This window comes from Chromatiales bacterium 21-64-14 (genome assembly GCA_002255365.1).
GTDB lineage: Bacteria > Pseudomonadota > Gammaproteobacteria > 21-64-14 > 21-64-14 > 21-64-14.
Window position 1 is genome coordinate 24,771 of sequence record NCBI01000015.1, and the last position, 24,160, is coordinate 48,930.

The 24,160-nt window shown below is 64.2% G+C and carries 23 protein-coding genes; 5 read left to right on the forward strand and 18 right to left on the reverse strand.

Translation table 11 applies throughout. The annotated features are described in order from the left end of the window. The first annotated feature begins 272 nt into the window (after positions 1 to 272). Together B7Z66_08750 and B7Z66_08755 are read left to right on the forward strand one after the other, a co-directional pair. Entirely contained in the window at positions 273 to 2,033 is a 1,761-nt protein-coding gene (locus tag B7Z66_08750; protein OYV76424.1) for an arginine--tRNA ligase, read from the forward strand. A 4-nt stretch (positions 2,034 to 2,037) separates the two neighbouring features. Further along, positions 2,038 to 2,625 (forward strand): hypothetical protein, encoded by a 588-nt coding sequence (locus tag B7Z66_08755; protein ID OYV76425.1) that lies wholly within the window; start codon positions 2,038 to 2,040, stop codon positions 2,623 to 2,625. A gap of 83 nt (positions 2,626 to 2,708) precedes the next feature. Here the strand turns inward: B7Z66_08755 and B7Z66_08760 are convergent, their stop codons facing one another. The 14 genes from B7Z66_08760 to B7Z66_08825 all read right to left on the reverse strand — a co-directional run bounded on the left by B7Z66_08760 (position 2,709) and on the right by B7Z66_08825 (position 13,057). Continuing rightward, entirely contained in the window at positions 2,709 to 3,572 is an 864-nt protein-coding gene (locus tag B7Z66_08760; protein OYV76426.1) for a hypothetical protein, read from the reverse strand. Next, positions 3,562 to 3,786 carry a hypothetical protein gene (locus tag B7Z66_08765; GenBank protein OYV76427.1) on the reverse strand — a complete coding sequence of 75 codons (225 nt, stop codon included), beginning with the start codon at positions 3,784 to 3,786 and terminating at the stop codon, positions 3,562 to 3,564. Before B7Z66_08765 ends, B7Z66_08760 begins: the two co-directional genes overlap by 11 nt. A gap of 530 nt (positions 3,787 to 4,316) precedes the next feature. Beyond that, complete coding sequence (locus tag B7Z66_08770; protein ID OYV76458.1) at positions 4,317 to 5,393, reverse strand: heme A synthase; 1,077 nt, start codon at positions 5,391 to 5,393, stop codon at positions 4,317 to 4,319. Between the two features lie 130 nt (positions 5,394 to 5,523). Then, entirely contained in the window at positions 5,524 to 5,985 is a 462-nt protein-coding gene (locus B7Z66_08775) for a molybdenum cofactor biosynthesis protein MoaE (protein ID OYV76428.1), read from the reverse strand. A gap of 1 nt (position 5,986) precedes the next feature. Further along, positions 5,987 to 6,241, reverse strand: coding sequence for a molybdopterin converting factor subunit 1 (locus B7Z66_08780; GenBank protein OYV76429.1), 255 nt, complete (start codon positions 6,239 to 6,241; stop codon positions 5,987 to 5,989). Next, positions 6,238 to 6,738, reverse strand: a complete 501-nt coding sequence (locus B7Z66_08785; GenBank protein OYV76430.1) for a cyclic pyranopterin monophosphate synthase MoaC — start codon at positions 6,736 to 6,738, stop codon at positions 6,238 to 6,240. Before B7Z66_08785 ends, B7Z66_08780 begins: the two co-directional genes overlap by 4 nt. Further along, entirely contained in the window at positions 6,735 to 7,994 is a 1,260-nt protein-coding gene (locus B7Z66_08790) for a molybdopterin molybdenumtransferase MoeA (GenBank protein ID OYV76431.1), read from the reverse strand. The genes B7Z66_08785 and B7Z66_08790 overlap by 4 nt, the downstream gene beginning before the upstream one ends. A gap of 20 nt (positions 7,995 to 8,014) precedes the next feature. After that, positions 8,015 to 8,545 carry a molybdenum cofactor biosynthesis protein B gene (locus B7Z66_08795; protein ID OYV76432.1) on the reverse strand — a complete coding sequence of 177 codons (531 nt, stop codon included), beginning with the start codon at positions 8,543 to 8,545 and terminating at the stop codon, positions 8,015 to 8,017. Next, positions 8,542 to 9,183 (reverse strand): hypothetical protein, encoded by a 642-nt coding sequence (locus B7Z66_08800; protein ID OYV76433.1) that lies wholly within the window; start codon positions 9,181 to 9,183, stop codon positions 8,542 to 8,544. Before B7Z66_08800 ends, B7Z66_08795 begins: the two co-directional genes overlap by 4 nt. Positions 9,184 to 9,600: 417 nt before the next feature. Then, positions 9,601 to 10,074: a hypothetical protein gene (locus B7Z66_08805; GenBank protein ID OYV76434.1), complete on the reverse strand. Its 474-nt coding sequence runs from the start codon at positions 10,072 to 10,074 to the stop codon at positions 9,601 to 9,603. 212 nt (positions 10,075 to 10,286) lie between these two features. Then, entirely contained in the window at positions 10,287 to 10,733 is a 447-nt protein-coding gene (locus tag B7Z66_08810; GenBank protein ID OYV76435.1) for a large-conductance mechanosensitive channel, read from the reverse strand. A gap of 254 nt (positions 10,734 to 10,987) precedes the next feature. After that, a complete protein-coding gene (locus tag B7Z66_08815) occupies positions 10,988 to 11,569 on the reverse strand; it encodes a DNA-3-methyladenine glycosylase (protein OYV76459.1) in 582 nt (193 codons plus the stop codon). 30 nt (positions 11,570 to 11,599) lie between these two features. After that, entirely contained in the window at positions 11,600 to 12,061 is a 462-nt protein-coding gene (locus tag B7Z66_08820) for a hypothetical protein (GenBank protein ID OYV76436.1), read from the reverse strand. A gap of 171 nt (positions 12,062 to 12,232) precedes the next feature. Next, positions 12,233 to 13,057 (reverse strand): hypothetical protein, encoded by an 825-nt coding sequence (locus B7Z66_08825; protein OYV76437.1) that lies wholly within the window; start codon positions 13,055 to 13,057, stop codon positions 12,233 to 12,235. Positions 13,058 to 13,238: 181 nt separating this feature from the next. Here B7Z66_08825 and B7Z66_08830 point away from each other — a divergent pair, with 181 nt between their 5' ends. The 3 genes from B7Z66_08830 (at position 13,239) to B7Z66_08840 (ending at position 16,327) form a co-directional block, all read left to right on the forward strand. Further along, entirely contained in the window at positions 13,239 to 13,919 is a 681-nt protein-coding gene (locus B7Z66_08830; protein ID OYV76438.1) for a ribulose-phosphate 3-epimerase, read from the forward strand. A 7-nt stretch (positions 13,920 to 13,926) separates the two neighbouring features. After that, positions 13,927 to 14,607, forward strand: a complete 681-nt coding sequence (locus tag B7Z66_08835; GenBank protein OYV76439.1) for a phosphoglycolate phosphatase — start codon at positions 13,927 to 13,929, stop codon at positions 14,605 to 14,607. A 241-nt stretch (positions 14,608 to 14,848) separates the two neighbouring features. Further along, entirely contained in the window at positions 14,849 to 16,327 is a 1,479-nt protein-coding gene (locus B7Z66_08840; protein OYV76440.1) for an anthranilate synthase component I, read from the forward strand. Between the two features lie 1,030 nt (positions 16,328 to 17,357). Here the strand turns inward: B7Z66_08840 and B7Z66_08845 are convergent. The 4 genes from B7Z66_08845 to B7Z66_08860 all read right to left on the reverse strand — a co-directional run bounded on the left by B7Z66_08845 (position 17,358) and on the right by B7Z66_08860 (position 24,067). Beyond that, on the reverse strand, positions 17,358 to 18,194 hold the full coding sequence (locus B7Z66_08845) for a hypothetical protein (GenBank protein OYV76441.1): 837 nt from the start codon (positions 18,192 to 18,194) through the stop codon (positions 17,358 to 17,360). 412 nt (positions 18,195 to 18,606) lie between these two features. Then, positions 18,607 to 20,997 carry a sucrose synthase gene (locus tag B7Z66_08850; GenBank protein ID OYV76460.1) on the reverse strand — a complete coding sequence of 797 codons (2,391 nt, stop codon included), beginning with the start codon at positions 20,995 to 20,997 and terminating at the stop codon, positions 18,607 to 18,609. After that, a complete protein-coding gene (locus B7Z66_08855) occupies positions 20,997 to 23,174 on the reverse strand; it encodes an HAD family hydrolase (GenBank protein OYV76442.1) in 2,178 nt (725 codons plus the stop codon). Before B7Z66_08855 ends, B7Z66_08850 begins: the two co-directional genes overlap by 1 nt. Beyond that, on the reverse strand, positions 23,159 to 24,067 hold the full coding sequence (locus B7Z66_08860) for a hypothetical protein (protein OYV76443.1): 909 nt from the start codon (positions 24,065 to 24,067) through the stop codon (positions 23,159 to 23,161). Before B7Z66_08860 ends, B7Z66_08855 begins: the two co-directional genes overlap by 16 nt. Positions 24,068 to 24,160: the final 93 nt, after the last annotated feature.

The following is a 24,160-nucleotide window of genomic DNA, read 5'->3' on the forward strand; positions in this document are numbered from 1 at the left end:
CACGCCGCGCAGCCCGGATAATAGGCGCCTTCAACCGCGCCCGCGACACGCCCGACGCGCCATCTGCGCAACCGGCATCCGGTGGCACACCCCCAGCGCTACACCCTAGTGGCTGCCTAGCGGTCCGCGGCGCATGCCCGGCACGGCGGAATCGGCAAACAGGTACTGCGGACCACATCAACACATGCGCACATCGATCCGGACTGCGACATCACACCCCCACCGCATGCCGAGCGGCTGGCACCCAAGGACCCACCCGTGAGAGAGCGCGCTTGAAGCGTGTGTTGCAGCAATTATTGGGAGAGGCGCTGAGCGCGCTGCGGCGTGACGGGCTGTTGTCCGCGACTACCCACGGAGCGGCCCACATCGAACGCACTCGGGACCGATCCCATGGCGACTTCGCCAGCAACTCCGCGCTGATCCTCGCCAAGTCCATCGGCATGAAACCGCGTGATCTCGCGCAACGCATCGTGCAGGCGCTGCCTGCCAGCGATTGCGTGGAGCACGTCGAGATCGCGGGACCCGGGTTCATCAACTTCCATCTGAGCCCGGCGGCCTTTCAGACCACGGTGGGCGAAATCCTGGAGGCGGGCGCGGACTACGGGCGCAGCGACATCGGCGGCGGACGCGCCGTGCAGGTGGAGTTCGTCTCCGCCAACCCCACCGGCCCCTTGCACGTCGGCCACGGACGCGGGGCCGCCTACGGCGCGGCGGTGGCGGATCTTCTGGAGAGCGTGGGCTACCGGGTGCATCGGGAGTATTACGTCAACGACGCCGGACGGCAGATGGACATCTTGGCAGCCAGCGTGTGGCTGCGCTACCTGGAGCTGTGCGGCGAAACCATCCGCTTCCCGGTCAACGGCTACAAGGGTGACTATGTCTGGGACGTGGCGGCGAACGTACATCGCACCCATGGCACCGCCTTCCATGCGCCGGTGCAACGGGTGTTTGCGGGCCTGCCGCCCGACGAACCTGCCGGTGGCGACAAGGAGGAGCACGTCGACGCCCTTATCGCCCGCGCCCGCGATCTGCTTGGTCCGCGCCCCTACCGAACGGTTTTTGATGCCGGACTAGACGCCATCCTCGGCGACATCCGCCGCGACCTGGAAGAGTTCGGGGTCGTCTACCAGGAGTGGTTCTCGGAACGCTCATTGATGGACAGTGGGGCCGTGCAACGCGCCATCGAGCGGCTGCGCAGCGCGGGGCATACCTACGAGCAGGACGGTGCCCTATGGTTCCGCTCCAGCGGGCTCGGCGACACCAAGGACCGGGTACTGGTGCGCGAGAACGGCCAGACCACCTATTTCGCATCCGACGTCGCCTATCACATGAACAAGCGCGAGCGCGGCTTCGAACGGGTCATCGACGTATGGGGCGCGGATCACCACGGGTACATACCCCGGGTGAAGGCGGCGCTCACGGCCATGGGCGAAGACCCAACGCACCTCGACGTGCTGCTGGTGCAGTTTGCAATCCTGTACCGCGGCGGAGAGAAGGTCCAGATGTCCACCCGCTCCGGCGAGTTCATCACGCTGCGGGAGCTGCGCCACGAAGTGGGCAACGACGCCGCGCGCTTTTTCTATGTGATGCGCAAATGCGAGCAACATCTGGACTTCGACCTGGATCTGGCCAAGTCCGAGTCCGCGGACAACCCGGTGTTTTATATCCAGTACGCTCATGCACGAGTGTGCAGCGTCATGAAACAACGGGAGGAAAAGGGGCTGGATCGGGATCAAGTACGGGGCAATGCCAATCTGCACCGGCTAACGGAACCCCACGAGCAGGCCGTCCTGTATACCGTGTCGCGGTACCCGGAGGTAATCGAGGCGGCGGCGGTCGGTACTGAGCCGCACCAACTTGCCCACTACCTGCGCGAACTGTCCAACGACTTTCATACCTACTATAATGCCCACCCATTTCTGGTCGATGACCCAGGGCTGCGCGATGCGCGCCTCAATCTGATCGCCGCCGTGCGTCAGGTGATCCGCAACGGTCTCGGCCTGCTTGGGGTATCGGCGCCGGAAACCATGTAGCACCATGCCACGGGACTACAAGCATTCCGCCAACCGCAAGCAGCCCCAACCCGCCCCGGGATGGGTATGGCTGGTCGCAGGTCTCGCGCTGGGATTGTTCGTGGCGTTGCTGGTATTTCTGCGTCAATACCAGCCGGCCACGGCGGTCCGAACCACCCGTTCCGTCGCGACGACGCGTTCCGCCGCGCAGACGCCCAAACCGGAGGCGAAGAAGCCGGCACTCAATAAGGAGGCCACCTCCGCCAAAGAGCCCAAGTTCGACTTCTACACCATTCTGCCGGAGATGGAGGTGATGGTGCCGGATCAGGACATCTCCGGAAAGGTCGAGCACGGCGTCACCCAGGTGGCGGCACCGGGCACGTATATCCTGCAAGCAGGATCGTTCCGGAAATACCAGCAAGCGGACCGCCTCAAGGCACAACTCGCCCTACTGGGGTTGGAAGCGGACATCCAGAGCGTGACGGTGAGCGGAACCGAGACCTGGCATCGGGTACGGCTCGGTCCATTCCGTAACCTGAAGAAACTGAACGAGACACGGGAGGTGCTCAAGGAGCACCACATCGAGGCATTGCTCCTGAAGCTGAAAAGCTGACTGGGCCGCGCGGCGATCGGGACGCCATGCCGCGGTGCAACCGATGGTCCGATACCGTGTCACGCGGATCGCGGTAACCGCGTTTAAGCGACCACCAGCGCCTCGGGCATGATCAATTCCAATGCAACGTTGAACTGATCGTCCGCATGGGAAAGGACCGAATCCAGCTCCGCCACCGGGAATCCCGCCGCGGCCCACGCGTCAGGAACCATGGCCGGGACGTGCTCGCTGCCATTGCCCGTCGCCCCCAGCGCGCCGGCGATGATATCCGCCAAGTGGACGGTCGCTACCTCCCGAGGGTATTCCACCGCCCGCTCCGGCGCGTGATGGTAGGCGACTACTTCCGTCAACGCGGGCGGCATCCGCCAGACATTCATTAGTTCGGCACCCACATCGGCGTGATCGCACCCCATGACCGTCCGCTCCGCCGACGGTAAATCCTCCCCGGTGTCGCGCGCCCGCACCAAGGCCTCCGCGGCCAATCTGGGCACGGTCTTATACAGTATGAGGCTGCCGACGTCATGGATCAGGCCGGCGACGAAATACCGCTCGATATCCGTCTCGCGGCGCCGCGCAGCAAGCACCCGGGCCACTACTGCGCAATAGACGCTGTGGCGCCAGAATGCCTGCATGTCGATGAGCTCGGGAGGGATGTCACGAAACTGGCGGACCACCGAAGCCGCAAGCACCAGGCTCAACAGCTCCCCAGTACCGACGACCGTCACCGCGCGGGACACCGTGTCGATACGGGACGGGAACCCGTAAAAGGGGCTGTTGACGACGCGCAGCAGCCGCGTGGTCATCGCCGGATCCTGCGCGATCACTTGGCCGATATCCGAAGCCGATGTGCGCGGATCCCCGATCAAGCTGCATACCCGGGCGACCACTTCCGGCAACGAAGCCAGGTCACCCGCCTTCGATATCAGCTCCCGCGGATTAACCGCCATTGCCGGAGACGCCGGGTTGTACCGTGGGCAACCGGCCGCGGTATAGTCGCATCAGTTCCTGGATCAGCGGATGTTCGCTATCGACGAGCCGGAACCGTTCACGAACATGGTTGTCGGAGTCGCCCGCCTCATTGCGCCATTCCCGGACGTTGATCTCCGGCCAGTTGATGCCCAAATCGATCAGCTCCGGCGGCGATCCCTTCGCATCTGACATGGTAATCGGCTCCTTGTGCTATCCGGTCCCTGCGTCAACCCGGCGTGCCTAAAATCTACCTCAAAATGCATCTCGGCCGCCCATGCGGCGTTGTGGACTCGGCTGCGGTGCTCATTTGCCGCGTGTACCCTGCACTCCTAGCAGCGCCCGCGTCTTGCCTGAACACCCGATCCGCGATTTTGAGGTAGGTTCTAGCCGCCCCAGTTCATCCGAACCGCGCTGCGCAGCGCCATCGCCCGCCGAATTGTCACTGGAGATCAATTGGTTTCACGATTCTACCGAAAGTGAAGTCCAGCCACAAAAACGCCTAGCGGCCAGATCGACGAAAGCTGAAGCGGATCCGTCCAACGACGCCGGAACAAGAGGCGCACCGGTATCGCATGGACGCGGATCGCACGAATTGGCAGCGGGACAGGTGCCACCGGCGTTACACCTACGTTGCGTCGGCGCTGCGCCTACCCAGGCTCGAACCGGTGAACTGCGTCACTGGCGGATCACCCGCAGACCTGCGGCGGGCGCGACACCCCTCTTCAGACGGCGCCGCCTGCAGCTCCTCCGCTGCGCAGTTCGTGAACCGTGAACACCGCGAGCGTGAGCAGCGCCACGGCGCCGGCCTGATGGGCAGAAGCCAGCGGCGTCGGGACGTACAACAGCAGGGTGGAGATACCAAGTCCAACTTGAACGAATACCATCGCCACCCATAGGTTCAACCCAATCCGCGCGCGGCGCGCAAGCGTATAGCGCCGCGCCACCAGCCACAGGCTGCACACCGACAGGAAGGTTAGGATCGCCAGCACCCGGTGATCGAACTGCACGGTAGCGATGTTCTCGAAGAAATTTCGCCAGAACGGCTGCAGCAGGAACATGTTGAGGGGCACCCAACGCCCATCCATCAACGGAAAGGTGTTGTAGGCGAAGCCCGCCTTCAGGCCGGCGACGAACCCGCCCGCCAGCATGGTCACGAACACCAGACACGCCACCGCCGTCGCGAACCGCCGCAGGCCGCGCAAACCCCGGGCCGGCATGGCCTGTGACGATGTCAACAACAAATCCAATGCGGTCCATAGAATGAAGACATAGATGATCAACGCCAACCCGAGGTGGGCAGTGAGCCGATATTGGCTCACGTGCGGGACGTTGACCAGGCCGCTCTTGACCATGTACCAGCCCAGTAGGCCCTGAAGTCCGCCGAGTATGAACATGGTGACGAGGCGTGGAGACAACCCTCGCGGAATCTTGCGCCGTACCCAGAAATACAGGAACGGCACCAGGAATACCAAGCCGATGGTCCGCCCCAGGACCCGGTGGGCATACTCCACGTAATAGATCCGCTTGAAGCCCGCCAAATCCATTTGGAAATTCACCTCCCGGTACTCAGGAGACTTCTGGTATTGGGTAAAGGCCTTCTGCCAAGCGGACTGACTGAGCGGCGGGACAATTCCGAAGATGGGGTTCCACCGCACCATGGACAGTCCGGAGCCGGTCAGCCGTGTGAGACCGCCGAGGATCACCATGCCGTAGATCATGGCGCAGCAGATCAGCAGCCATAGGGCGATGGGCCGGCGCGCGTCGGTCGTGGCGGCGCTGCGTGACGCGGTATCTGCCATGGTGTCGTTGATTGCATTCATAAGTAGACTTCCATTGATCCGTGATCAGCTGAGTGTAAGGCGTGGCCGGTTTGGCGCGCCCCGTAGGGCTCACGCGACGGGCCGGTTACGCCGGCCGGGCCTTCAAGGCCTACGGTTCCCCATCTTCCCACCGTCGTGCCGTCTCGGTGTCGCATAGCCGTGCCTCCACCCAGCGCGTGCCTTCCGGCGTTTGCTCCTGCTTCCAGAACGGCGCCTGGGTCTTGAGCAGGTCGACGATAAACTCGCACGCCGAAAACGCCGCGCCGCGGTGCATGCTCGCCACCGCCACCAGGACGATGGGCTCGCCGGGGGTCATGAGCCCCACCCGGTGTATCACCTGCACATCCCGTAATTCCCAGCGGGCACGCGCCTGCGCCTCGATGTCGGCCAGGGCCTGCTCAGTCATGCCGGGATAGTGCTCCAGGGTCATGCGGGAGACCGGGCCACCGGGGCCGGAATCCCTTACCCGCCCGATAAAGCTCACCACGGCGCCGGCCCCCGGGTCCCCGCCCGCCACATCAGCCAGCACTGCAGCGGGATCAAAGGGGTCGGATTGCACCCGTACCGTCATCTCAACCTCCGGTGACCGGCGGGAAATAGGCCACCTCGTCCCCGTCCGCCACCGGACTGTGAGCGGCGGCCACGCTCTGATTGACCGCCACCCGCACCGAGTGGTTCCCTCCCAGGGCCGTTTGCCATGTCTCCCCCCGGGTACGCAGGTGCGCCGTGAGGGCCGCGACGTCCCGCACGCCCTGGGGCAGTTCGACGGCTTCGGACCCGGTGCCGACTTGTTCCCGCACCCACGCGAAATAGCGCACGGTGATCACGAGCCCGCGCCGCCCAGCGCCGGGTCCGCGCGCCAGTGACCGCTGCGGCCGCCCTTTTTCTCCAGCAGCCGCAAATCCCCGATCACCATGCCCCGGTCCATTCCCTTGCACATGTCGTAGACGGTCAACGCCGCGACCGCCGCCGCGGTGAGGGCCTCCATCTCCACCCCGGTCTGAGCCTCCACCCGGCAGGTGGCCCGCACCTGCACCCGGCCCGCCGCCGGTTCCGGCTCGAGATCGACCTGCACCGAGGATAACAACAGGGGATGGCAGAGCGGAATCAGCTCCGGGGTCCGCTTCGCGGCCTGGATCCCCGCCACCCGCGCCACCGCCAGCACATCGCCCTTGCGGTGGGTGCCCTCAATGATGGCCCGCAGGGTCTCCGCCCCCATCGTGACGGTACAGGCCGCAGTCGCCTCACGCACCGTGGTCGCCTTGCCTGACACGTCTACCATGCGCGCACGACCTGCGTCATCCAGATGGGAAAAGGGGTTCATGACAGCAGTTCCGGGAACGCGAGAAAATCCACCGGATCCCCACGCTTCAGCGCGCGGCCCTCCGGGATGACCGCCAGGCCGTTGGCCCAGGTCACGGAGCTCAATACGCCGGACGAACGGCTGGGATGGAGTTGGACCCGGACCCCGCCTGCGGCGTCCCGCACCAGGCGTGCGCGGGCATACTCGCGGCGTCGGTCCGGGCAGGGCCAGTCGAAATCAGCGGGGGCGGGAATGGGTATCAACCCGGCATCGGTGCGGCCCTGGGCACGCAGGATGAAGGGGCGGGCGAACAGGCAGAAGGTCACGAACAAGGATACCGGGTTGCCCGGCATGCCGATGATCGGCGTCCCGCCGACCTGTCCGAAGGCGAGGGGTTTACCGGGACGTACCGCGATGCGCCACAGCTCCAGCCGACCTAGGCGCTCCACCGCGGGTTTCAGGTGATCCTCCTCCCCCACGGACACCCCGCCGGAGGTTAGGATCAGGTCGGCGTGGGCGGCCGCCCGCTCGAGTGCCACGCAGGTGGCATCGAGACGGTCCGGCACCACCCCCAGATCCGCCGTTTCACAGCCCAGACCCCGCAGCAATCCGGTCAGGGTGTAATGGTTGGAGTTGTAGATCTGCCCCGGACCCAAGGGCACGCCGGGACGCACCAGCTCATCTCCGGTGGAGAAGATCGCCACCCGCAACCTCCGGTACACCGGCAACCGCGCCAAGCCCACCGAAGCGGCGAGTCCCAGGTGCTGGGGACCCAGCTGGGTACCCGCCACCAAGATCTCGCTGCCAGCGCGGATATCCTCGCCGGCGCGGCGGATGTTGGCGCCGGGAGCCGCGTTGCCGCGTACCGTTACGGTTCCATCACCCGGAACACAGATCTCTTGAATCACCACCGCATCCGCCCCGTCCGGGACCGGCGCCCCGGTGAAGATGCGTGCCGCGGTGCCCGGCGCCAGCGCCGCGGCGGCGCGGCCCGCCGGAATCCGCTGGCTCACGGCAAGCCGGGTCTCGCCACCCGGTTGCAGATCAGCGCTGCGCACCGCGTAACCGTCCATGGCACTGTTGTCCCAGGGCGGCACATCTACCGCCGCCACCTGAGACTCGGACAGTACCCGGCCCAGGGCCCCCTCCAGTTCCACGCATTCCGACTCCGCGACCGGCCGGGCATCGGCCAGCAACAGCGCCAACGCCGCCGCAACGGTTTGCAACCCGCCCTCCGGGGGCGGGCAGCCGTCGTTGTGGATCGGTTCGGGTCCCATGGCTCCCTCAGGTGCGCCAGTCAGCGCTCGGTCAGCCGCGGCAACAACTCCACGAAGTTGCAAGGCGCGTGCCGGTGGTCCAATTGGTCGCGGATGACGCGGTCCCATGCGGTGCGACACGCACCCGTGGAACCGGGCATGCAGAAAATCACCGTGCCGTTGGCGATCCCCGCCACGGCCCGGGACTGGAGGGTAGAGGTACCGATCTCTTCATAGGAGAGCGAGCGGAACAGTTCCCCGAAACCCTCCACCTCCTTATCGAACAGGGGGCGCACCGCCTCCGGAGTGATGTCGCGCCCGGTCATTCCCGTCCCGCCGGTGATCAGGACCACCTGCACTTCGGGCTCCGCGATCCAGCCCGCCACCAGCGCCCGGATCCGGTAGCGGTCATCGGGCAGGATGACCTTCTCGGCCAGCGCGTGACCCGCCGCGCTCAACCGCTCCACCAGGGTGCGTCCTGAAGTGTCCGTGTCCTCGGTACGGGAATCGGACACCGTGAGCACGGCGATGCGCAGCGCAACAAAGTCCTTCGGGTGATTAGTGTGGCTCATGGAATGGCCGCCAGAGCGGTGCCAGCAGGAATCGGGAGCACATTATAAGTTCGGCGGGATGGGCGGGCAAACCGGGGCGCGGACCGGCGCCCGCCGTTCGACGGGTAACGGCGTGGCGTAGCCTGGAGGCGCGCGGCCAGGAACGCATCGGTCAAGGAGTACCGGTGGGCCAGCTGATCGCGCAAAAACGCCTCTCCGCAATAGGTAAAGTCGTTTTCATTGGAGCAGTCAAAGGAAGTCCGGTTGGCAGCCGCCGCGGTCAGGATGAGGGTATCGTCATCTTTGAGGGCATCGATGAAGCTCCCTGAATAGCCCGCGGAGATCACCAGAACCTTCCATTTGATCCCCGCTGCCACCAACATCCGGTGCCGGTCCCCGGCATTCAGGTCGTTGAGCTGCAGCCAGGGAAACCACATGGACAGCCGTCCCGGCTCACCGTGGGTGGTGATATAGAGAAACAGGATGTCCTCCTTCGGATCCATGACCGTTCCGATACGCAGCAAAATCCGCTTGAGGTTGGTGGCAGACACCAGAGGAATATTCCCAACTGTATCCCGATTGTTGATGATCACCACCGCGCGGCCTCGGGTATCGAAACGCCGGTCCATCGGCTTGCGTGCGTAACGAACCTCCTTCATGAACACGTCCTGGGCAGCGTAGCTGCCGACCCCGACAAATACAGGTCGACAACGCCCGGGCGTTGGGGTCTCAGCGCATTGAGCTCGCGGTCAAGCAGGCGGGGTTGGGCGCAGTACACGTCCTCCACGTTAAGCGGCGCGTACGCGGCACCCGGAGCCCGTCCCCAGAGTTTCAGGTTTGGAACATAGGCTAACGCCAGCCAGATCAATCCAACATACAGCAGCGCGGCGAAACCGCCACGGAATACCTGCCGTCCGCTGTTCATGAGCATCACACGGAAGATGAGGCAAGGCACGGGGCTACAGCGGCATCAAACCATGCTGTACAGTGCGCGAACCATACGGGCTAAGGAGCCGGGATCGTAGCGCCTGCGGCGGTTGGTGCGAGGACCATCGGTGGGCTGACGGCCCGCATCGCTACCGCCCCGTTCCGCCCGGGTCCCGGTGGACCACATCCCCGTCGGCGCGCACGGTGACGTCAACCGGAATCCCCTGCCGGACGCTGGCGGTCACCACGCAGAACTCCTCGAACAAGTCCACGCAGCGGCCCAGCCGGGTCCCAGCCTCGCCCATGCCCACCAGATCGATGACCACATTGAGGCCGCCGATGCGCAGGTGCTTGTCCGCGTTGCGAACCAGAGTTCCACGCACCACGCTCTTGATGCCACCCGGTGCAAGGCGGCTTTTCTCGAGGCAGAAGAGCAGACTCGCACTCAAGCAATTCGCCACCGCAGCGGCCAACAAACGGGATGCGTTTGGCCCCTGGCGCGCGCCCAGCGGCGGGGGCTCGTCCAGCGTGAGCTCCGCCACTTCCGGCCAGTCGAACTTTACTCGAAATTCGTAGTCCCGCAGCTGCTCCACCTCCACGGTAAAAGATCCATCTTCGGGCATCGGCTTCACTCCCTCACGGCCCGGTTCACTGCGATCCCGAGCTACCAGCGCTTATACGGAAGGAACTTCCCCAGTCTCGCAAAGCTCATGCCTTGATCTTCTTGGCGACCAGAAGCTTTGATATAACGTCCGCGCATTCCAGCATCTCGCCTCCCCCGTCACGGAACACCGCCTGCAACTACCACACGGCAACCCCAGCACAGACCGGCAAGTTACACCTCAGAGGTGCAGTGCGGACAGCGGGTCGCGTTCAGCGCTATCGTAGAGATACAGTACCGGCACTCCTTGGTCGTCGGTACCGCCGGCGCCACCGCCTCCGCGCGCTTCAGCCGGTTCAGCCCGCGAACGACGAGGAAGATCGCGAACGCCACGATCAGGAAGCTGACGATCGTGTTGACAAAAGCACCGTAGTTGATGGTAACCGCACCCGCCTTCTGCGCGAGCGCCAACGACGCATAAGGTCCCGGGTTCGCACCCTCCTTGAGCACCACAAACAGGTCGGAGAAGTCCACATTGCCCAACAGCAGGCCGATGGGAGGCATGATGACATCGGTGACCAGCGATTTGACGATCGTGCCGAACGCGGCACCCACGACGATACCGACCGCCATGTCCACCACGTTGCCGCGCATTGCAAACTCTTTAAAATCTTTTAACATTTATACCTCTCTCGCATCTGTCGATGCAGTCGTCCTGATGTTTGGGCCCGTTATTCGCCCCCCTTAGAAAAGACGTCCGGTGCCGGTCCGCACCCCGCGGCGGCCCGCCTTGCTGCAATTGAGACAAAGGAAACAGACCGCACTCCCTTGGTTTTGCCTTGGCCGATACGGTCGATCACACTAGCCGACTCTTGCCCGCGCCTATGAAAAATGGGGGGTGCACGGACCGGAAGGTTGCCCTAATGGAGGGTGCATCAGTAACGCGCCAGCTCCCGGTGGCGAAAGCAGGCAATCAGGTGGTCGTTGACCATCCCGACCGCCTGCATGAAGGCATAACAGATCGTGCCGCCCACGAATCGAAATCCCCGTTTGCGCAGGTCCTTGCTCAAGGTCTCGGACAGCTCCGTGCAGGCCGGCACTTGGTGCTGGGAACGCCATCGGTTGATAACCGCCGTCCCGTCGGTATAACGCCAGAGATAGGCCGCAAAGCTGCCGAAGTCCTCCTGTACCGCAAGGAAACACCGGGCATTGGCGACCGACGCCTCCACCTTCAGGCGGTTGCGGACGATGCCCGCGTCCCCCAGCAAGGCATCAAGTTTCCGGGCGCCATAGCGCGCCACGTGCTGCGGATCGAACCCGTCATAGGCCAAGCGGTATCCCTCGCGCTTCTTAAGGATAGTCGACCAGCTCAAACCTGCCTGTGCCGCTTCCAGGGTCAGGAATTCGAACAGGGTTCGGTCATCATGCACCGGCACGCCCCACTCCCGGTCGTGATAATCGGTCTCCAGGGACCCGCTCCGGGCCCACGGGCAGCGGCGTTTGGGCTTACATACCATGGGCGTGTCGATGGTCAATTGAGATCGCGCCTAGCCGTGCCAGTAGCGCCCACTGCTGGCCACTACCACGACGATCAGACCCAGGGTCAGATTCAGACCGATCAGGCGGCGGATCTGACCGAGCCGTCGCGCGCCCTCCGGCCAATCCTGGCGGGCCACCGCTTGGCGCAATTGCCGATAGGGCGCGAAGAAGACATGCAGATAGAGCAGGATCATCACCCACCCGATTCCTTGCATGATATTCACATACACCGGGACCTGGGCCATACCGCCGAACAGCCGGAACACCATCCAGTAGCCGGTCACCGGCAGCACCGCCACCGAGATCCACACCCAGGGGAAAAAACGCGCGAAGGTCTGGGTCCACAGGGGGAGGCGGTGGGGCGGTTCCAGGAGGCTGGCGGCCACCGGCCGCAGGACCACGTAGGCGAAAAACATCCCGCCAACCCAGATGACAGCAGCGACTATGTGCAACCCGATTGCGATCTCCATGGATGCTCCTCAGTGACTGACTATGACGAAACCAAGTAACCCAACGGCATTTTCTTGGCGTCGTCTTGGTCCATACGATTGACTACACGTGGATACGCTAGCCCCACCGTGGCCCACCCCTTCGAGATGGCGCGGGGACACAGACCGAAAAGTTGGCTTGCCGACGGCTCATCAGGCTCCTGGCGCTGATCGCCCCGTTGTTCCTGGGCTGTACTTGCGCAACCACCCCTGAACCCGAATCAGCAGCGCACTGTCGAGGTCCCGAAAATCGGGGCCGGCGCCGTAGATCTGCACCTGGGCGAAGGCATGGTTGCCCGCCGCCCGCGCCGCTGCCGCTCGTTGCGGAACGCCCTCCAACACGTCGTCGAAATCACCGCTGCCGTACAGATCCAGTACCGGGATGTGGATCTGCTTGAGCGCCGTGGCAGTATCGAGGGGTGACTTCGGATCCGGGTCGCTCGGCATGCCGATGCCCACGAACGCCCGGATCCCGCTGTTGGCGTTATGGGCCAGGAAATAGGCACCCATAGCAGCGCCCATATGGTCCCCCACCAGCATAATGGGCTTGATGCCCTTGGACTTGAGGAATTGGATTCCGGCCTCGATGCGCGGTGGCACGTCGGGAAACAATGCCCCGTAATCCTTGGGAGCGGCATCCGCGGACAGCACCGGCATCTGCAGCGACAAGGTGGCCCAGCCCTCCCCGGCGAGCCCGATACGCAGCGGACGGACCACATCCGCCCAGTCCGGGTTGGCCCCCATCCGATGCAGGAGAATCACTCCTCCGTAGACACGCAGGCCGCCAGTGGGCACGGTATAGATAGCAAAGAACGAGGTGCCGCTAGCGGTCTTCAGGGACTCCGCATGGCCCGTCAACAAGGTCGCCTGGAGTTCCTGGGCCCAGTGCTGCTCCCGCGCCGTGTCGGCCCCGGTGGCCGGAAACACCCGCCCGGCGGCCAGAAACAGGGTCAGAAACACCAGGGGCCGTAGGTACATAGCGCGTCTCCCGGCGGTCCGTAGGAGGTTCGGGGCGTGGCGTACCGGCACATTATAGGCCAAACCACCCCAAGGGCTGAAAAATCGGCGCCAATCAGGTAAATTCCCCCGTTCACGCGCCTTCGCACCATGGGCGCCAAAGCATAGGACAGCCTGGGTTCAGGACGTCCATAGAGGATCCATGACCATGTCCGAGTATTTCATCGCGCCCAGCATTCTGTCGGCCGACTTCGCCCGCCTCGGCGAGGAAGTCACCCACGTCCTCGATTCGGGCGCCGACATCGTCCACTTCGACGTAATGGACAACCATTACGTTCCGAACCTGACCATTGGTCCCCTGGTGTGCGAAGCCCTGCGCAAGCATGGCGTCACCGCACCGATCGACGTGCATCTGATGGTCAAGCCCGTGGACCGCATCGTCCCGGACTTCGCCGCCGCCGGCGCGAGCTATATCACCTTCCATCCCGAGGCCAGCGAGCACGTGGACCGGACCCTGCAGCTGATCAAGGGAGAGGGCTGCAAAGCGGGACTGGTTTTCAACCCCGCCACGCCCCTGGACTACCTGCAGTGGGCCATCGATAAAGTGGACATGGTGCTGCTGATGTCGGTGAACCCTGGCTTCGGGGGCCAGAAATTCATCCCCTACGTGCTGGACAAGTTGCGCGCGGCACGCAAGATCATCGACGCGTCTGGACGTGACATCCGCCTGGAGGTCGACGGCGGCGTGAAGGTGGACAACATCCGCGCCATCGCCGAGGCGGGCGCCGACACCTTCGTGGCCGGCTCCGCCATCTTCAGCACCGACGACTACAAGGCGACCATTACCGCCATGCGCGCAGAGCTGGCCCGTGCCGGGCGATAAACCCGCCATGGCCCTGCGCCGCCCGCGCATGATCCTGATCGATGTGGACGGCACCCTGGTGGACAGCGTCCCGGACCTGGCATGGTGCGTGGATCGCATGATGGAACATTTGGGCGGCGCTATCCGGGGGGAAGAAGCCGTCCGTCAGTGGGTCGGCAACGGCGTGGAACGGCTGGTGCGCCGCGCGTTGGTAGGCACCCTGGAGGGTGAGCCGGACGAGGCCCTATTTCAGAAGGCCTATCCAGTCTTTCTGAACCTCTATGCCGAGAACACCTCCGTGCGCAGCCGTTTGTATCCCGGGGTCCGCGAAGGGCTGGACCACCTCAAGGCGGCCGGATACCGGCTGGGCTGCGTGACCAACAAGGCGGCCCAATTCACGGAGCCGCTGCTGCGCGACCTCGCGCTGCGGGATTACTTCGAACTGGTCATCAGCGGCGACACCCTGCCCAAGAAAAAGCCCGACCCCGAACCGCTGCTGCACGCCGCGCGCTTCTTTGGGGTAAGCCCCGAGGAATCCTGGCTGATCGGAGACTCGGTAAACGACGTGCGTGCGGCCCGTGCCGCATCGTTCCAGGTCGTATGCGTCCCCTACGGCTACAATCACGGCATGGACATCCGCGCGGCCCACCCGGACGCGGTGGTCCCCAGCCTGAGGGACCTCAAGGGGCTGCTAGAGCGGGCGGCCTGAGCCGCTACCCCGGTGGGAACACCGGCATTTGCGGCGCGTATGCGTGGTGGAACCCACCGATCTGTTTTATAGTTCTGTCTACGGAACGACTAGGCTCAAAGTGAAAACGAACGCGGCCCCCATGACGGCATCCAGTGCACCAGACGAGGCGGAGCGCGCCCACGCGCGGCGATGGCGCGGCGCGTGAGTCCTACCGTCATCAGGTGTACTCCCGCCGTGTCCGTTTGCACTGGAGCCGACCATGAACGAAGCGCAATTCCGGCAATTCGCCGCTGAGGGTCATACCCGCATCCCCGTCACCCGCGAGGTTCTGGCGGATCTCGACACGCCCCTCAGCACCTACCTCAAACTCGCCCGCGGCCCCTACTCCTATCTGCTGGAATCCGTGCAGGGTGGCGAGAAATGGGGGCGGTATTCCATCATCGGGCTGCCATGCCATACCCGGCTGCGGGTGCAGGGCGATCAGGTGACGGTGGAACGTGACGACGTCGTTGCCGAGCATGCCCGCACCGACGACCCCCTGGCCTGGATCGAATCCTTCCAACAGCGCTACCGGGTCCCGCCCGTGGACGGTCTGCCGCGCTTCACCGGTGGGCTGGTGGGCTACTTCGGCTACGACACCGTGCGTTACGTGGAGCCGCGGCTCGGGTCGTGTCCCAATCCGGACCCGCTGGGTACACCGGACATCCTCCTGCTGGTATCCGAAGAAGTCGTGGTCTTCGACAACCTGCGGGGCAAGCTGGAACTGGTGGTACACGCCGATCCCGGCATACCCGACGCTTACCCCCGTGCTCAGCGCCGTCTCGACGAGCTGGTGCGCACGCTCCGGGAGACCGCGCCGCAACCCCCGGTACCGCATCCGCCACGCGAAGTGCGGGAGGCGGACTTCCGCTCCAGCTTTACGCAGGAAGGCTACGAAGACGCGGTGCGCCGCATCCAAGCCTATATCGTGGAGGGCGACGTCATGCAGGTGGTTCCATCCCAGCGCATGGCCATCCCCTATGAATCCGCGCCCCTGGACCTCTACCGCGCCCTGCGCAGCCTGAATCCGTCCCCTTATATGTTCTTCTTCGACCTCGCCGATTTCCACGTAGTGGGGTCTTCCCCGGAAATCCTGGCACGATTGGAAGACGGCATCGTCACCCTGCGCCCCATCGCCGGAACCCGGCCCCGGGGCGCTACCGAGGAGGAGGACCTGGCGCTCGAACAGGAGTTGCTGGCAGACCCCAAGGAGCGCGCCGAACACCTCATGCTCATCGACCTGGGGCGCAACGACGTCGGGCGCGTGGCGCAGATCGGAACGGTGAAACTCACCGAACAGATGACCATCGAGCGCTACTCCCACGTCATGCACATCGTCTCCAACGTCACTGGACAGCTGCGCGCGGGCCTGAGCGCCATCGATGTGTTGCGAGCGACCTTCCCGGCCGGCACCGTCACCGGCGCGCCCAAGATCCGGGCCATGGAGATCATCGATGAATTGGAGCCGGTGAAACGTGGCGTCTATGCCGGGGCAGTGGGCTATCTATCCTGGTCCGGCAACATGGACACCGCCATCGCCATCCGCACCGTGGTGATCAAAAACGGCACCCTGCATATCCAGGCCGGCGGCGGAATCGTCGCGGACTCCGTGCCCCGCGCGGAGTGGGAAGAGACCCTCAACAAACGCCGTGCCATCTTCCGCGCGGTGGCCATGGCCGAGGCGGGCTTGGATGGTTGATCGCCGGGAGCCACGAGCTACATACGGTGGCTCATGCGGCAACGGTAAAAGTGTCTCCACTTCGAACGGCATTCCCTGGGGCTGCACGGCCGTGCAGCCCCAGGGAATAAAGACAACAGCAACAGCCATACGGATGGGACATTGGGATTTCGGTACACATAGAGCCTTCCTTGGCGGTGCACACCACGACCCCGGGGGGCCGGGCTACACGATCCCTGTGTCCAACACGTCCGGCCCTGAATGGGGCCGGCGAGAACCGCACAAACCCGAACCCCTTACCGGCGGCCGCGAGTAGGTGCGGCACATCTACCTCCATAATAAAGTGGCGAGGTCGTCCGCCTGAGATTCAGCAACACACGCCAGACCTCCCCTGGCAGAGACCCGCCACGAGCACCGCCTATCCATGGCAAGGCGCTCCTCAACATGCCGGCTCGTCGCCCGTTCGTCCGACTGACTACCGGACCTCACGCGGGAAAACCGGCATCCTCGACTGAAAACTCTGGGGCTAAGTACGTGGTGGGCCGCAAACCTCCTGTTCGCGCGCTGATGCCAGCTTCAGATTCCGTCCCTGGGATTTCTTGTTATTCAGGCGCCCCGGCAGGCTGCGCCGCGTCCCGCAGATGTTGTCATGGTTCCACCGACGTATCTGTGTTTTAGCAGAGCAACGGCGCTCGGTCAAGTCCGATGGGTGGGGTACCGCTGCCGGCGCTTTTCAGCGGCCCAATGCCGAACGGTCACGCGCGGGCGATCAGCGGGCAAATCGCTGCGTTCGAATCGGTTTCGCGGGCCCGTTCCGGGGGTCAAAAACGACGCGGTGCGCACTGTAGCGTACTCGCGCCGCCATCCCGTGGCACGAACCACAGCATCCGGTGGTCAGCGTGCCCGGCGCGATGGGCCGCGGACCGCGCCGGTGTCCGTCGCGCGGGCGCCGAGGCGCTGCCAGAACGGACCGCACTGACCACAGGGCGCAACGGCGTAGCCGATACGACGTCGAGACGGGCACGGCTAGCAGGCCGATAAGAAATGCGTTCTAGGCGCGCATCAGCCGGGCGGCCACCAGCGCCACCCGCATGGCGTCGGAGTCCAGCACTTCAGGGATCAGCGGCCAAATGTCCAAAAGGCGCCGGGGGCTGCGCCGAGCGGCCTCTTCCAGGCGCACACGCGTGGCGCGCGCGAGATTCTGGTGGGTCAGCAGCAGGGGCGCGTTCCAGTGATGGTATTCGGCAACCAACTGACCTTGCAGTTCGGTCTCCCAACGTTCGTCCACCAGGAGCTCAGGGAAGTCCGGGGCCGCGATCCGCCGACCGACCCGCTCTTCCCCCACCCGCAAGCCGGACAGGCCAGTACCGCTGCCGTCGGTGTGCCGTTCGAACCATTGAGCCACCGGCCTGGGCCGCGCAGCGAGGTTTACCTGCCGTTCCAGAAGACCCCGGTGGCGCGCGGAGTTGGAGACGGATCCAATGGCGGGGGCGGGAAAACCCGCGTCGCCGAGCATGAACGGACGCCAAGTGGGGTCGCGTACCGGCTCCACCTCGTAGCGCCAGCGCCGGCTCTGGAGCAGGGCCAGAGGCGCCAAGGTCTCACGATGCAACAGCCACAGCTCGTAGCGGTCACCGAAACGGAACGGGATAGGCGGACGTCGTTCCAGCGCGGCCATGATATCCTCGGGGGCGTCGCTGTGCGCCGAAAGACCGGCATCGTCACCGTCTTCTGCGCCAGCGGCTTCCCGCCACCCAGTGCCTTCGACGTTGCGCACCTGCCAGCGTCGGCCGTTACTCGAATAAGCCCGTGCCTCGCCGGTGTCCACTACCTGGAGCACGCCCAGGTAGGGATTCATGCGGCGGATGGCGTAGTAATCAACGAACATCGCGGCTCCCGTGCAGGTCGTCAAGCACAGGCCCCCGGGTGCCCACAGGCCCCGCACTACGACGCCAATCCGCATGTTACACGGTCTTCGGCTGTGGCCGCCGCTGCGCGCGCCAAACCGGGGGTTATTCTCTACGCCCGCCTCGACGTAGAGTCGGCTACTGTGTCGGCGCGCTGCGGTCTGTGTACCCCCGCAATGGTATCGCGGCGCCCGCACGACGAACACTGGCGAGATGCGCAGGCTTGGACCGGAACGCTGGCTTCGAGCCGACATCCCGGAGGCCGCTCCGGTCCCGACCACCTTTCATCGAATATCGCTCGCCCCACGCTGCCGGACCGGTCACGTATTGCCTCGTGACCCCGCGGTCCCACGCCACCTGACCCTGTCTCGCAGCAGCGCAAGACTACCGCGCTCAAGTATTCGTCAGCACCGCCTGGGCCAAGGGACGAAACTGTAGCGTATAGAACATCTCAAGATAGCGACGGGTCTCGTCCCGCTCCAGATTGGTCACGTACTTCCAGAAACCGTAGATGCGCGACAGGGTCATCATCCGCTCGGCGTACAGTTCCCAGGTATAACGGCTGCGGACCCGGTCGATGGCGCCCGTGGACATCCGTTCCCAGTGGCCCGGCTCCTTTGCGCAACGATCGAAGAAATCCGTCAGGACCTGACAGGCTTCCTCCCCGTGATTGGGATCGATGTGGAAACCCGAACGCCCATGCTCGATGATCTCCAGGGGACCGCCGTACCGGGTAGCGAAGGTGGGCAACCCGGAGGCCATCGCCTCGATCACTGTCAGGCCGAAGGCCTCGAATACCGCCGGCTGCACGAACGCGCCGTGCTGGTCCGCGACAAACCGGTACAGCTCCCCCGACATGTTCTTGTCCAGATGGATGCCGAGCCAGCGCACCTGGCCATCCAGACCATGGTGGTCCATCAGTTCGTGCATGCGCGCGATCTGTTCCTGCTCCTCACGATCGCTGGATTCGGCCGCGTCTACATGCCCCGCGACCACCAGCAGGTTCACCTGTTCGCGCAGTGCGGGGTCGTTACTGAACCATTCGACCAGCCCAGTGATGTTTTTGATGCGGTCCAGGCGTGCCATGGTGAACAGTAGGGGCTTCTCGGGATCGGAAAAGACGCCGCGCGCACCAGGCCGCGCGGCGCCGAAGACCAGCTCGCGTATCTCGGTGTGCAGCCCCGTCAACCGCCGGCCGTGATCCGTATAGGGAAAATAGATGTTCGAGTCCGCGCCGGGCGAGACAATATTGAATTTCGGATCGAACAGATCGATGCCATTCACTACCCGGTATAGTCCCGGCATGGTGAAGGTGGAATAGCTCTCGTACTGGCCCTGCCCATCCTCACGCCCGGCGATTTCCTGGTAGGTACTGGCGATAATGAAGTCCGTGGCGTTCATCGCGATCAGGTCCGCCGTGAATTGACAGGAGAAATGGTATTGCGATTCATTCTGCTGCCAGTAGAGGTCCGAATAGAGGTACTTGGGCTTTTCCAGCGCGTGGGCGATATTACACTGGGTCACGTGCAGGCGTTGCGCCAGCAGCGTGGCCACCAGATTCCCGTCGGAATAATTACCGACGATGAGATCTGGGCGGCCACCGAGTTCCGCGAGCAGTTCCGTCTCGGACTCCGCCGCGAAACCCTCCAGGTAGGGCCATACTTCGAACCGCGATATCCAATGCGGGATGACGTTGCCGTCCGAACCCCGGAACGGGACCCGCAGGATGCGCGCAAACTCGGTGCCGATGATCGGCTCGATCCGCTCGTCGCAGGTGGTGCCGCGGGCCTCGGGGATCAGCCGCGTAATCACCAGGATCTGGGGCTCAGTATCCAGTCCCTGCTCGGCGATCCGCCGGCGCATCTCCTTCTCCAAGGCCCGGACCTGGTCCAGGATGTACACCACCTGTCCCCCGGTGTCCGGCAGGCCCAGCACTTTGGACTGTCCGAAGAAACCGTGGGGCGACAGGATCACGATGTTGAAGATCATCGGGATCCGCCCAAGAAAGCGTTCTAGATTGCCCGGTTCCGGCGCCTCCAGGATGTCGGTCAACAGGTTCAATGTGTCGCGCATGCGCTCGGCGCTCGCCCCCCATCCCGGCTCGAAACCCAAGCTGTGCAGGGTGTGACCGACCCGCTCCCAATCGGCTTCCGGGGACTCGGTAGCCAGGTAATCTTCCGCCCGGCGCAAGGCACGGCGCAGCTCAGACACATCGCGGATCAACCCGTTGAGCATGAGTTGACGGCCCCGCACCTGATGCACCCGCAGGAAATCCAACAGCCGCTGATCCCCCTTGCCCAGCTCCTGGAACAACTGGCTCGAAAGCCGTCGGTTGAGGAACTCCACGCCACGACCGATGGAACGCGCCTCTTTGAGCTTGGGAAATTCCCGATTGAAGGGTCCGAGATCGACCTCCAGGGTCCAGGGATCCGTAAAGGTGCGCCCCGCCAACAAGCGCTCCTTGAAGGCCAGGAATTCGGATACGCGGATCTCCTGGTATTCCATCGAATCGACATGGAAACGCAGGTAAATCCAGCGTGCGACTCCCGGGCGCAGCGCAAGGTAGATCCAAGGCGCCTCCAGAGCCGCCTCCTGGGCGGAACTGATGATGCGAGCGAGCGCGCTGTCGCACATCGGCGCGCCCTCCGTGGACTCGCAAAAGCGCTGGAACTCGTCCCATAGATCCGAATGCAGCAGGAATGGACGGCCGAGCCCCAGGTAGCGGTGCAACAGCATGAAGACGGATTCCCGCCGCTCGTGCAAGAGTTCATCAACGGTTTCAATCACGATTCGACGACCTCCTCTTCCTGAATCCGAATCTCACCCAAAAAATCATAATAGTCCATGGCCTCCAGGATGCCCCAGGCATGGGCGCCCTTGGAGAAATAAACCCGCGGCTTCCCGCGCAGGCGATTGAGTTCGGCGCTGTGGTTACTCACCACCACCCCAAGCGTATTTCCCAGCAGCATCTCCCGGTCGTTTCCGGAGTTGCCCGCCACCAGCACCCGCTCCAAGGGCAAACCCCATTTCCACGCCAAGTAGCGTAGGGCCAGGCCCTTGGACGCCCGAATCGGAACGAGGTCCAGGAACATCTGGTGCGAGTAGATCAGATTTACATGCAGATCACGCTTGCGCAGATGACGCTGGATTCCACGGATCGGAAGCGACTCCTCGGGATCGACATAGTAGCTGATTTTGTACGGTTGTTGCTCGCGCCGCGGCTGGATCCGCAGGCCCGGCAAGTCCGCCAACGCAGTCCGCAGCAAATCCGGTTCCCACCGGTAATCGATATGACGCCGCCAACCCGCGTCGTCCACCATCCCGTGTCCGTAGTGGATCGCGGTACCCACGGCGGTGATCAACAAGTCCGGAACCGGCATCTGGCATTCCTTCAGCACCTCCAGGGTACTGTCCAGGGACCGGCCGGTCGCCACCCCGAAACCGATCTGTCCATTGGCCGCCTCCAACCGGGCGATGAAAGCCCGGGCCGCCTCCGCATCGCCCATCAGGGTATCGTCGATATCACACACGACAAGCCGGTCCACGGTCGGGAGCCGGCTCTTCTCCGGTGCGAGCGTACGCGACCGGTAGCGCTCACCAAGGATGCTGCGCACCTCACGCAGATACTTTTGCACGTGACTCTTCCAGGAATAATGCTCCTGCGCACCGCGAATACCGCTGCGCGACCAACGCTGCCAACGTTCGCGATCCGAGAGCGCTTCGAGAATCGATGCCCCCATCCCGTCGACGTCCAACGGATCGACAAGGAGACCGTTTTTGCAAATCCCGACGATATCCCGCGGACCTCCGTCCTCGGTGGAAACCACCGGGAGCCCGGAGGCCGCTGCCTCCAGCAGGGTAAGCCCGAAGGGCTCGGTAAGGGCCGGATTGACAAACACCCCGCGGGTGGTGGCAGCCATCCGGTAGAGCGCCGGGATGTCATCGGGTGCGTGGTGTTTCGGGTACGCCACCGAGCCATACAGGTCGTGGCGGTCGATCTGCAACAGCAGGCCGGTCATTACGTCGCGCGCACCTCGCTCCAGGGTGGCGATGTCGTCCCGGTTCCCCGCGACCACCACCAGGTTCGCGCGCTCACGCAGCGCGGCGTTTCCGCCATACGCGCGCACCAGGGTAGCGATGTTCTTGCGCTCGTCGGCACGCGAGACGGCGAGGATCATGGGGCGGCGCGGGTCCCTCAAGAAACGCTCCAGATCCTTCTGCACCGCGGCCGGCGGGACCCCACGCTGTGGCGGATGGAAACGACCAAGATCCACCCCGGGGGGGATCACCACCATGCGGCCGGGCTGATAGTTGTCATAGAGACTGTACTGCTCTTCCACCTCCTGGTGGGTACTGGCGATCACCCTGGACGCGGTGTCGAGGGCGATCTCCTCCGCTTCGATACGCTGTGCGATATTGTACTGCGCCTCCATAACCGCATCCTTGGTGCCTTTTTCCAACAGACGTAGGCGCTTCACCCGTCCCAGGGAGTGGCCGGTGTGGATCAGGGGCACCCCGAGCAGGCTCGCCACCGGCGCCCCGACATATCCGGCGTCCGCATAGTGGCTGTGGATCAGATCCGGAAGCCGCCCGACACGGCGTACATATTGGACCGCCAAGTCCACCATGCCTTCCAAATAAGGCCACAACACCTCCTTGCGCAGGTAGCGGCGCGGGCCGAAGGGCAGCCGGATGATGTAGGCGTTGGGTGCGATCTGTTCCTCGGGCTGCGCATAATCGGACGAAATTTTTGGATCGAAGACTTGGCGGGTCAGCAGGTCGACCCTGCCGACTTCGGGATGAGCGGCCAGCGCACGCGCCAATTCGACCACGTATTTGACCTGTCCACCGGTGTCCGCGTCGCGCCCCAACTCCAAGTCGTGGCCCCGGATCAGTCCGTGGACGCTGACAAGCAGCAAGTAGAGGTCGCGCGGCGGTCCCTTCTCTAATCGCTTTCCCATTGTGTCAGCATCTCATCGTACAAGGCTCGGTGCGACGTCGTGGCGCCCCGGATGGTGCAGATGCGCGCGGCAAACGCGGCCGCACGGCGCAGGGTCTTCGGCAACGGCCAACCATGGACCAAGCCCAGGAGCGTGACCGAACTAAAGGCGTCCCCGGCGCCGACCGCATCCGCGAATTCCGGCACCGCCACCGGCTCAATGCGTCCCGCTGCATCGCGGGTGGCGAACCATCCCCCATGCTCGCCCTGGGTCACCACCAACAGCGCACAGCCGTAGCGCTCACGCACCATGCGTGTGGTGGATTCCAATTGGCCCGGGTCCAGCGCGCCGGCATCCATAAGTACCGCGAGCTCCGTTTCACTCAGCTTGAGCCAGCGCGCGCCGTGCACCAGCGTGTCGAGTCCCTTGCGCTGCCACCAGGGCGCCCGCAGGTTGATATCCACGAACGCGGGTACGCCGGTTGCGCGCAGCTGCTCCAACGCCTTGCGGGAAACCCGGTTACGGGCGACGAGACTTCCATGGTAAAGCAGCGCCGGGGTGAGCCCGGCGAGACTCGTACGCACGGCATCGGCGTCGATGTAGTCGTAGGCCTGGTCGGGCAGGATGCGGAAGTCCGGCTGGCCTTTGCTCAGGCTCACATGCACCGATCCGGTTGGATGGCTGGCATCCCGCTGCAACCCGCCCACATCCAGACCCCACCCGGTCATCGCCGTCAGGACCTGCTCCCCCAACTCGTCGCGCCCCACCCGGCTGATGAACAAAGGATCCAGGCCAAAACCCGCGAGGTGCCACGCCACGTTGAACGGCGCGCCGCCGAGGACCCGGGTACCGTCCTCGAAGCGGTCGAACAGGACTTCACCAAAGACCACGGGCCGCCCCGGCACACTCGCCATTGCACAATCCTTATGAAACTGGGCCTTCATTCATTGTAACGGATTCGCGCACGTCGGACATGGCGCGCGGATTTCACACGGCACCGGATATGC

Bases quoted from the DNA above. Each gene is read 5' to 3' on its own strand.
- B7Z66_08810 (OYV76435.1), bottom strand. From the start codon at position 10,733: ATGTTAAAAGATTTTAAAGAGTTTGCAATGCGCGGCAACGTGGTGGAC.
- B7Z66_08775 (OYV76428.1), bottom strand. From the start codon at position 5,985: ATGACGGTACGGGTGCAATCCGACCCCTTTGATCCCGCTGCAGTGCTG.
- B7Z66_08800 (OYV76433.1), bottom strand. From the start codon at position 9,183: ATGAAGGAGGTTCGTTACGCACGCAAGCCGATGGACCGGCGTTTCGAT.
- B7Z66_08840 (OYV76440.1), top strand. From the start codon at position 14,849: ATGAACGAAGCGCAATTCCGGCAATTCGCCGCTGAGGGTCATACCCGC.
- B7Z66_08845 (OYV76441.1), bottom strand. From the start codon at position 18,194: ATGTTCGTTGATTACTACGCCATCCGCCGCATGAATCCCTACCTGGGC.
- B7Z66_08860 (OYV76443.1), bottom strand. From the start codon at position 24,067: ATGGCGAGTGTGCCGGGGCGGCCCGTGGTCTTTGGTGAAGTCCTGTTC.
- B7Z66_08815 (OYV76459.1), bottom strand. From the start codon at position 11,569: ATGGTATGTAAGCCCAAACGCCGCTGCCCGTGGGCCCGGAGCGGGTCC.
- B7Z66_08760 (OYV76426.1), bottom strand. From the start codon at position 3,572: ATGGCGGTTAATCCGCGGGAGCTGATATCGAAGGCGGGTGACCTGGCT.
- B7Z66_08825 (OYV76437.1), bottom strand. From the start codon at position 13,057: ATGTACCTACGGCCCCTGGTGTTTCTGACCCTGTTTCTGGCCGCCGGG.
- B7Z66_08790 (OYV76431.1), bottom strand. From the start codon at position 7,994: ATGGGACCCGAACCGATCCACAACGACGGCTGCCCGCCCCCGGAGGGC.
- B7Z66_08785 (OYV76430.1), bottom strand. From the start codon at position 6,738: ATGAACCCCTTTTCCCATCTGGATGACGCAGGTCGTGCGCGCATGGTA.
- B7Z66_08830 (OYV76438.1), top strand. From the start codon at position 13,239: ATGACCATGTCCGAGTATTTCATCGCGCCCAGCATTCTGTCGGCCGAC.
- B7Z66_08755 (OYV76425.1), top strand. From the start codon at position 2,038: ATGCCACGGGACTACAAGCATTCCGCCAACCGCAAGCAGCCCCAACCC.
- B7Z66_08805 (OYV76434.1), bottom strand. From the start codon at position 10,074: ATGCCCGAAGATGGATCTTTTACCGTGGAGGTGGAGCAGCTGCGGGAC.
- B7Z66_08765 (OYV76427.1), bottom strand. From the start codon at position 3,786: ATGTCAGATGCGAAGGGATCGCCGCCGGAGCTGATCGATTTGGGCATC.
- B7Z66_08770 (OYV76458.1), bottom strand. From the start codon at position 5,393: ATGGCAGATACCGCGTCACGCAGCGCCGCCACGACCGACGCGCGCCGG.
- B7Z66_08835 (OYV76439.1), top strand. From the start codon at position 13,927: ATGGCCCTGCGCCGCCCGCGCATGATCCTGATCGATGTGGACGGCACC.
- B7Z66_08820 (OYV76436.1), bottom strand. From the start codon at position 12,061: ATGGAGATCGCAATCGGGTTGCACATAGTCGCTGCTGTCATCTGGGTT.
- B7Z66_08855 (OYV76442.1), bottom strand. From the start codon at position 23,174: ATGGGAAAGCGATTAGAGAAGGGACCGCCGCGCGACCTCTACTTGCTG.
- B7Z66_08795 (OYV76432.1), bottom strand. From the start codon at position 8,545: ATGAGCCACACTAATCACCCGAAGGACTTTGTTGCGCTGCGCATCGCC.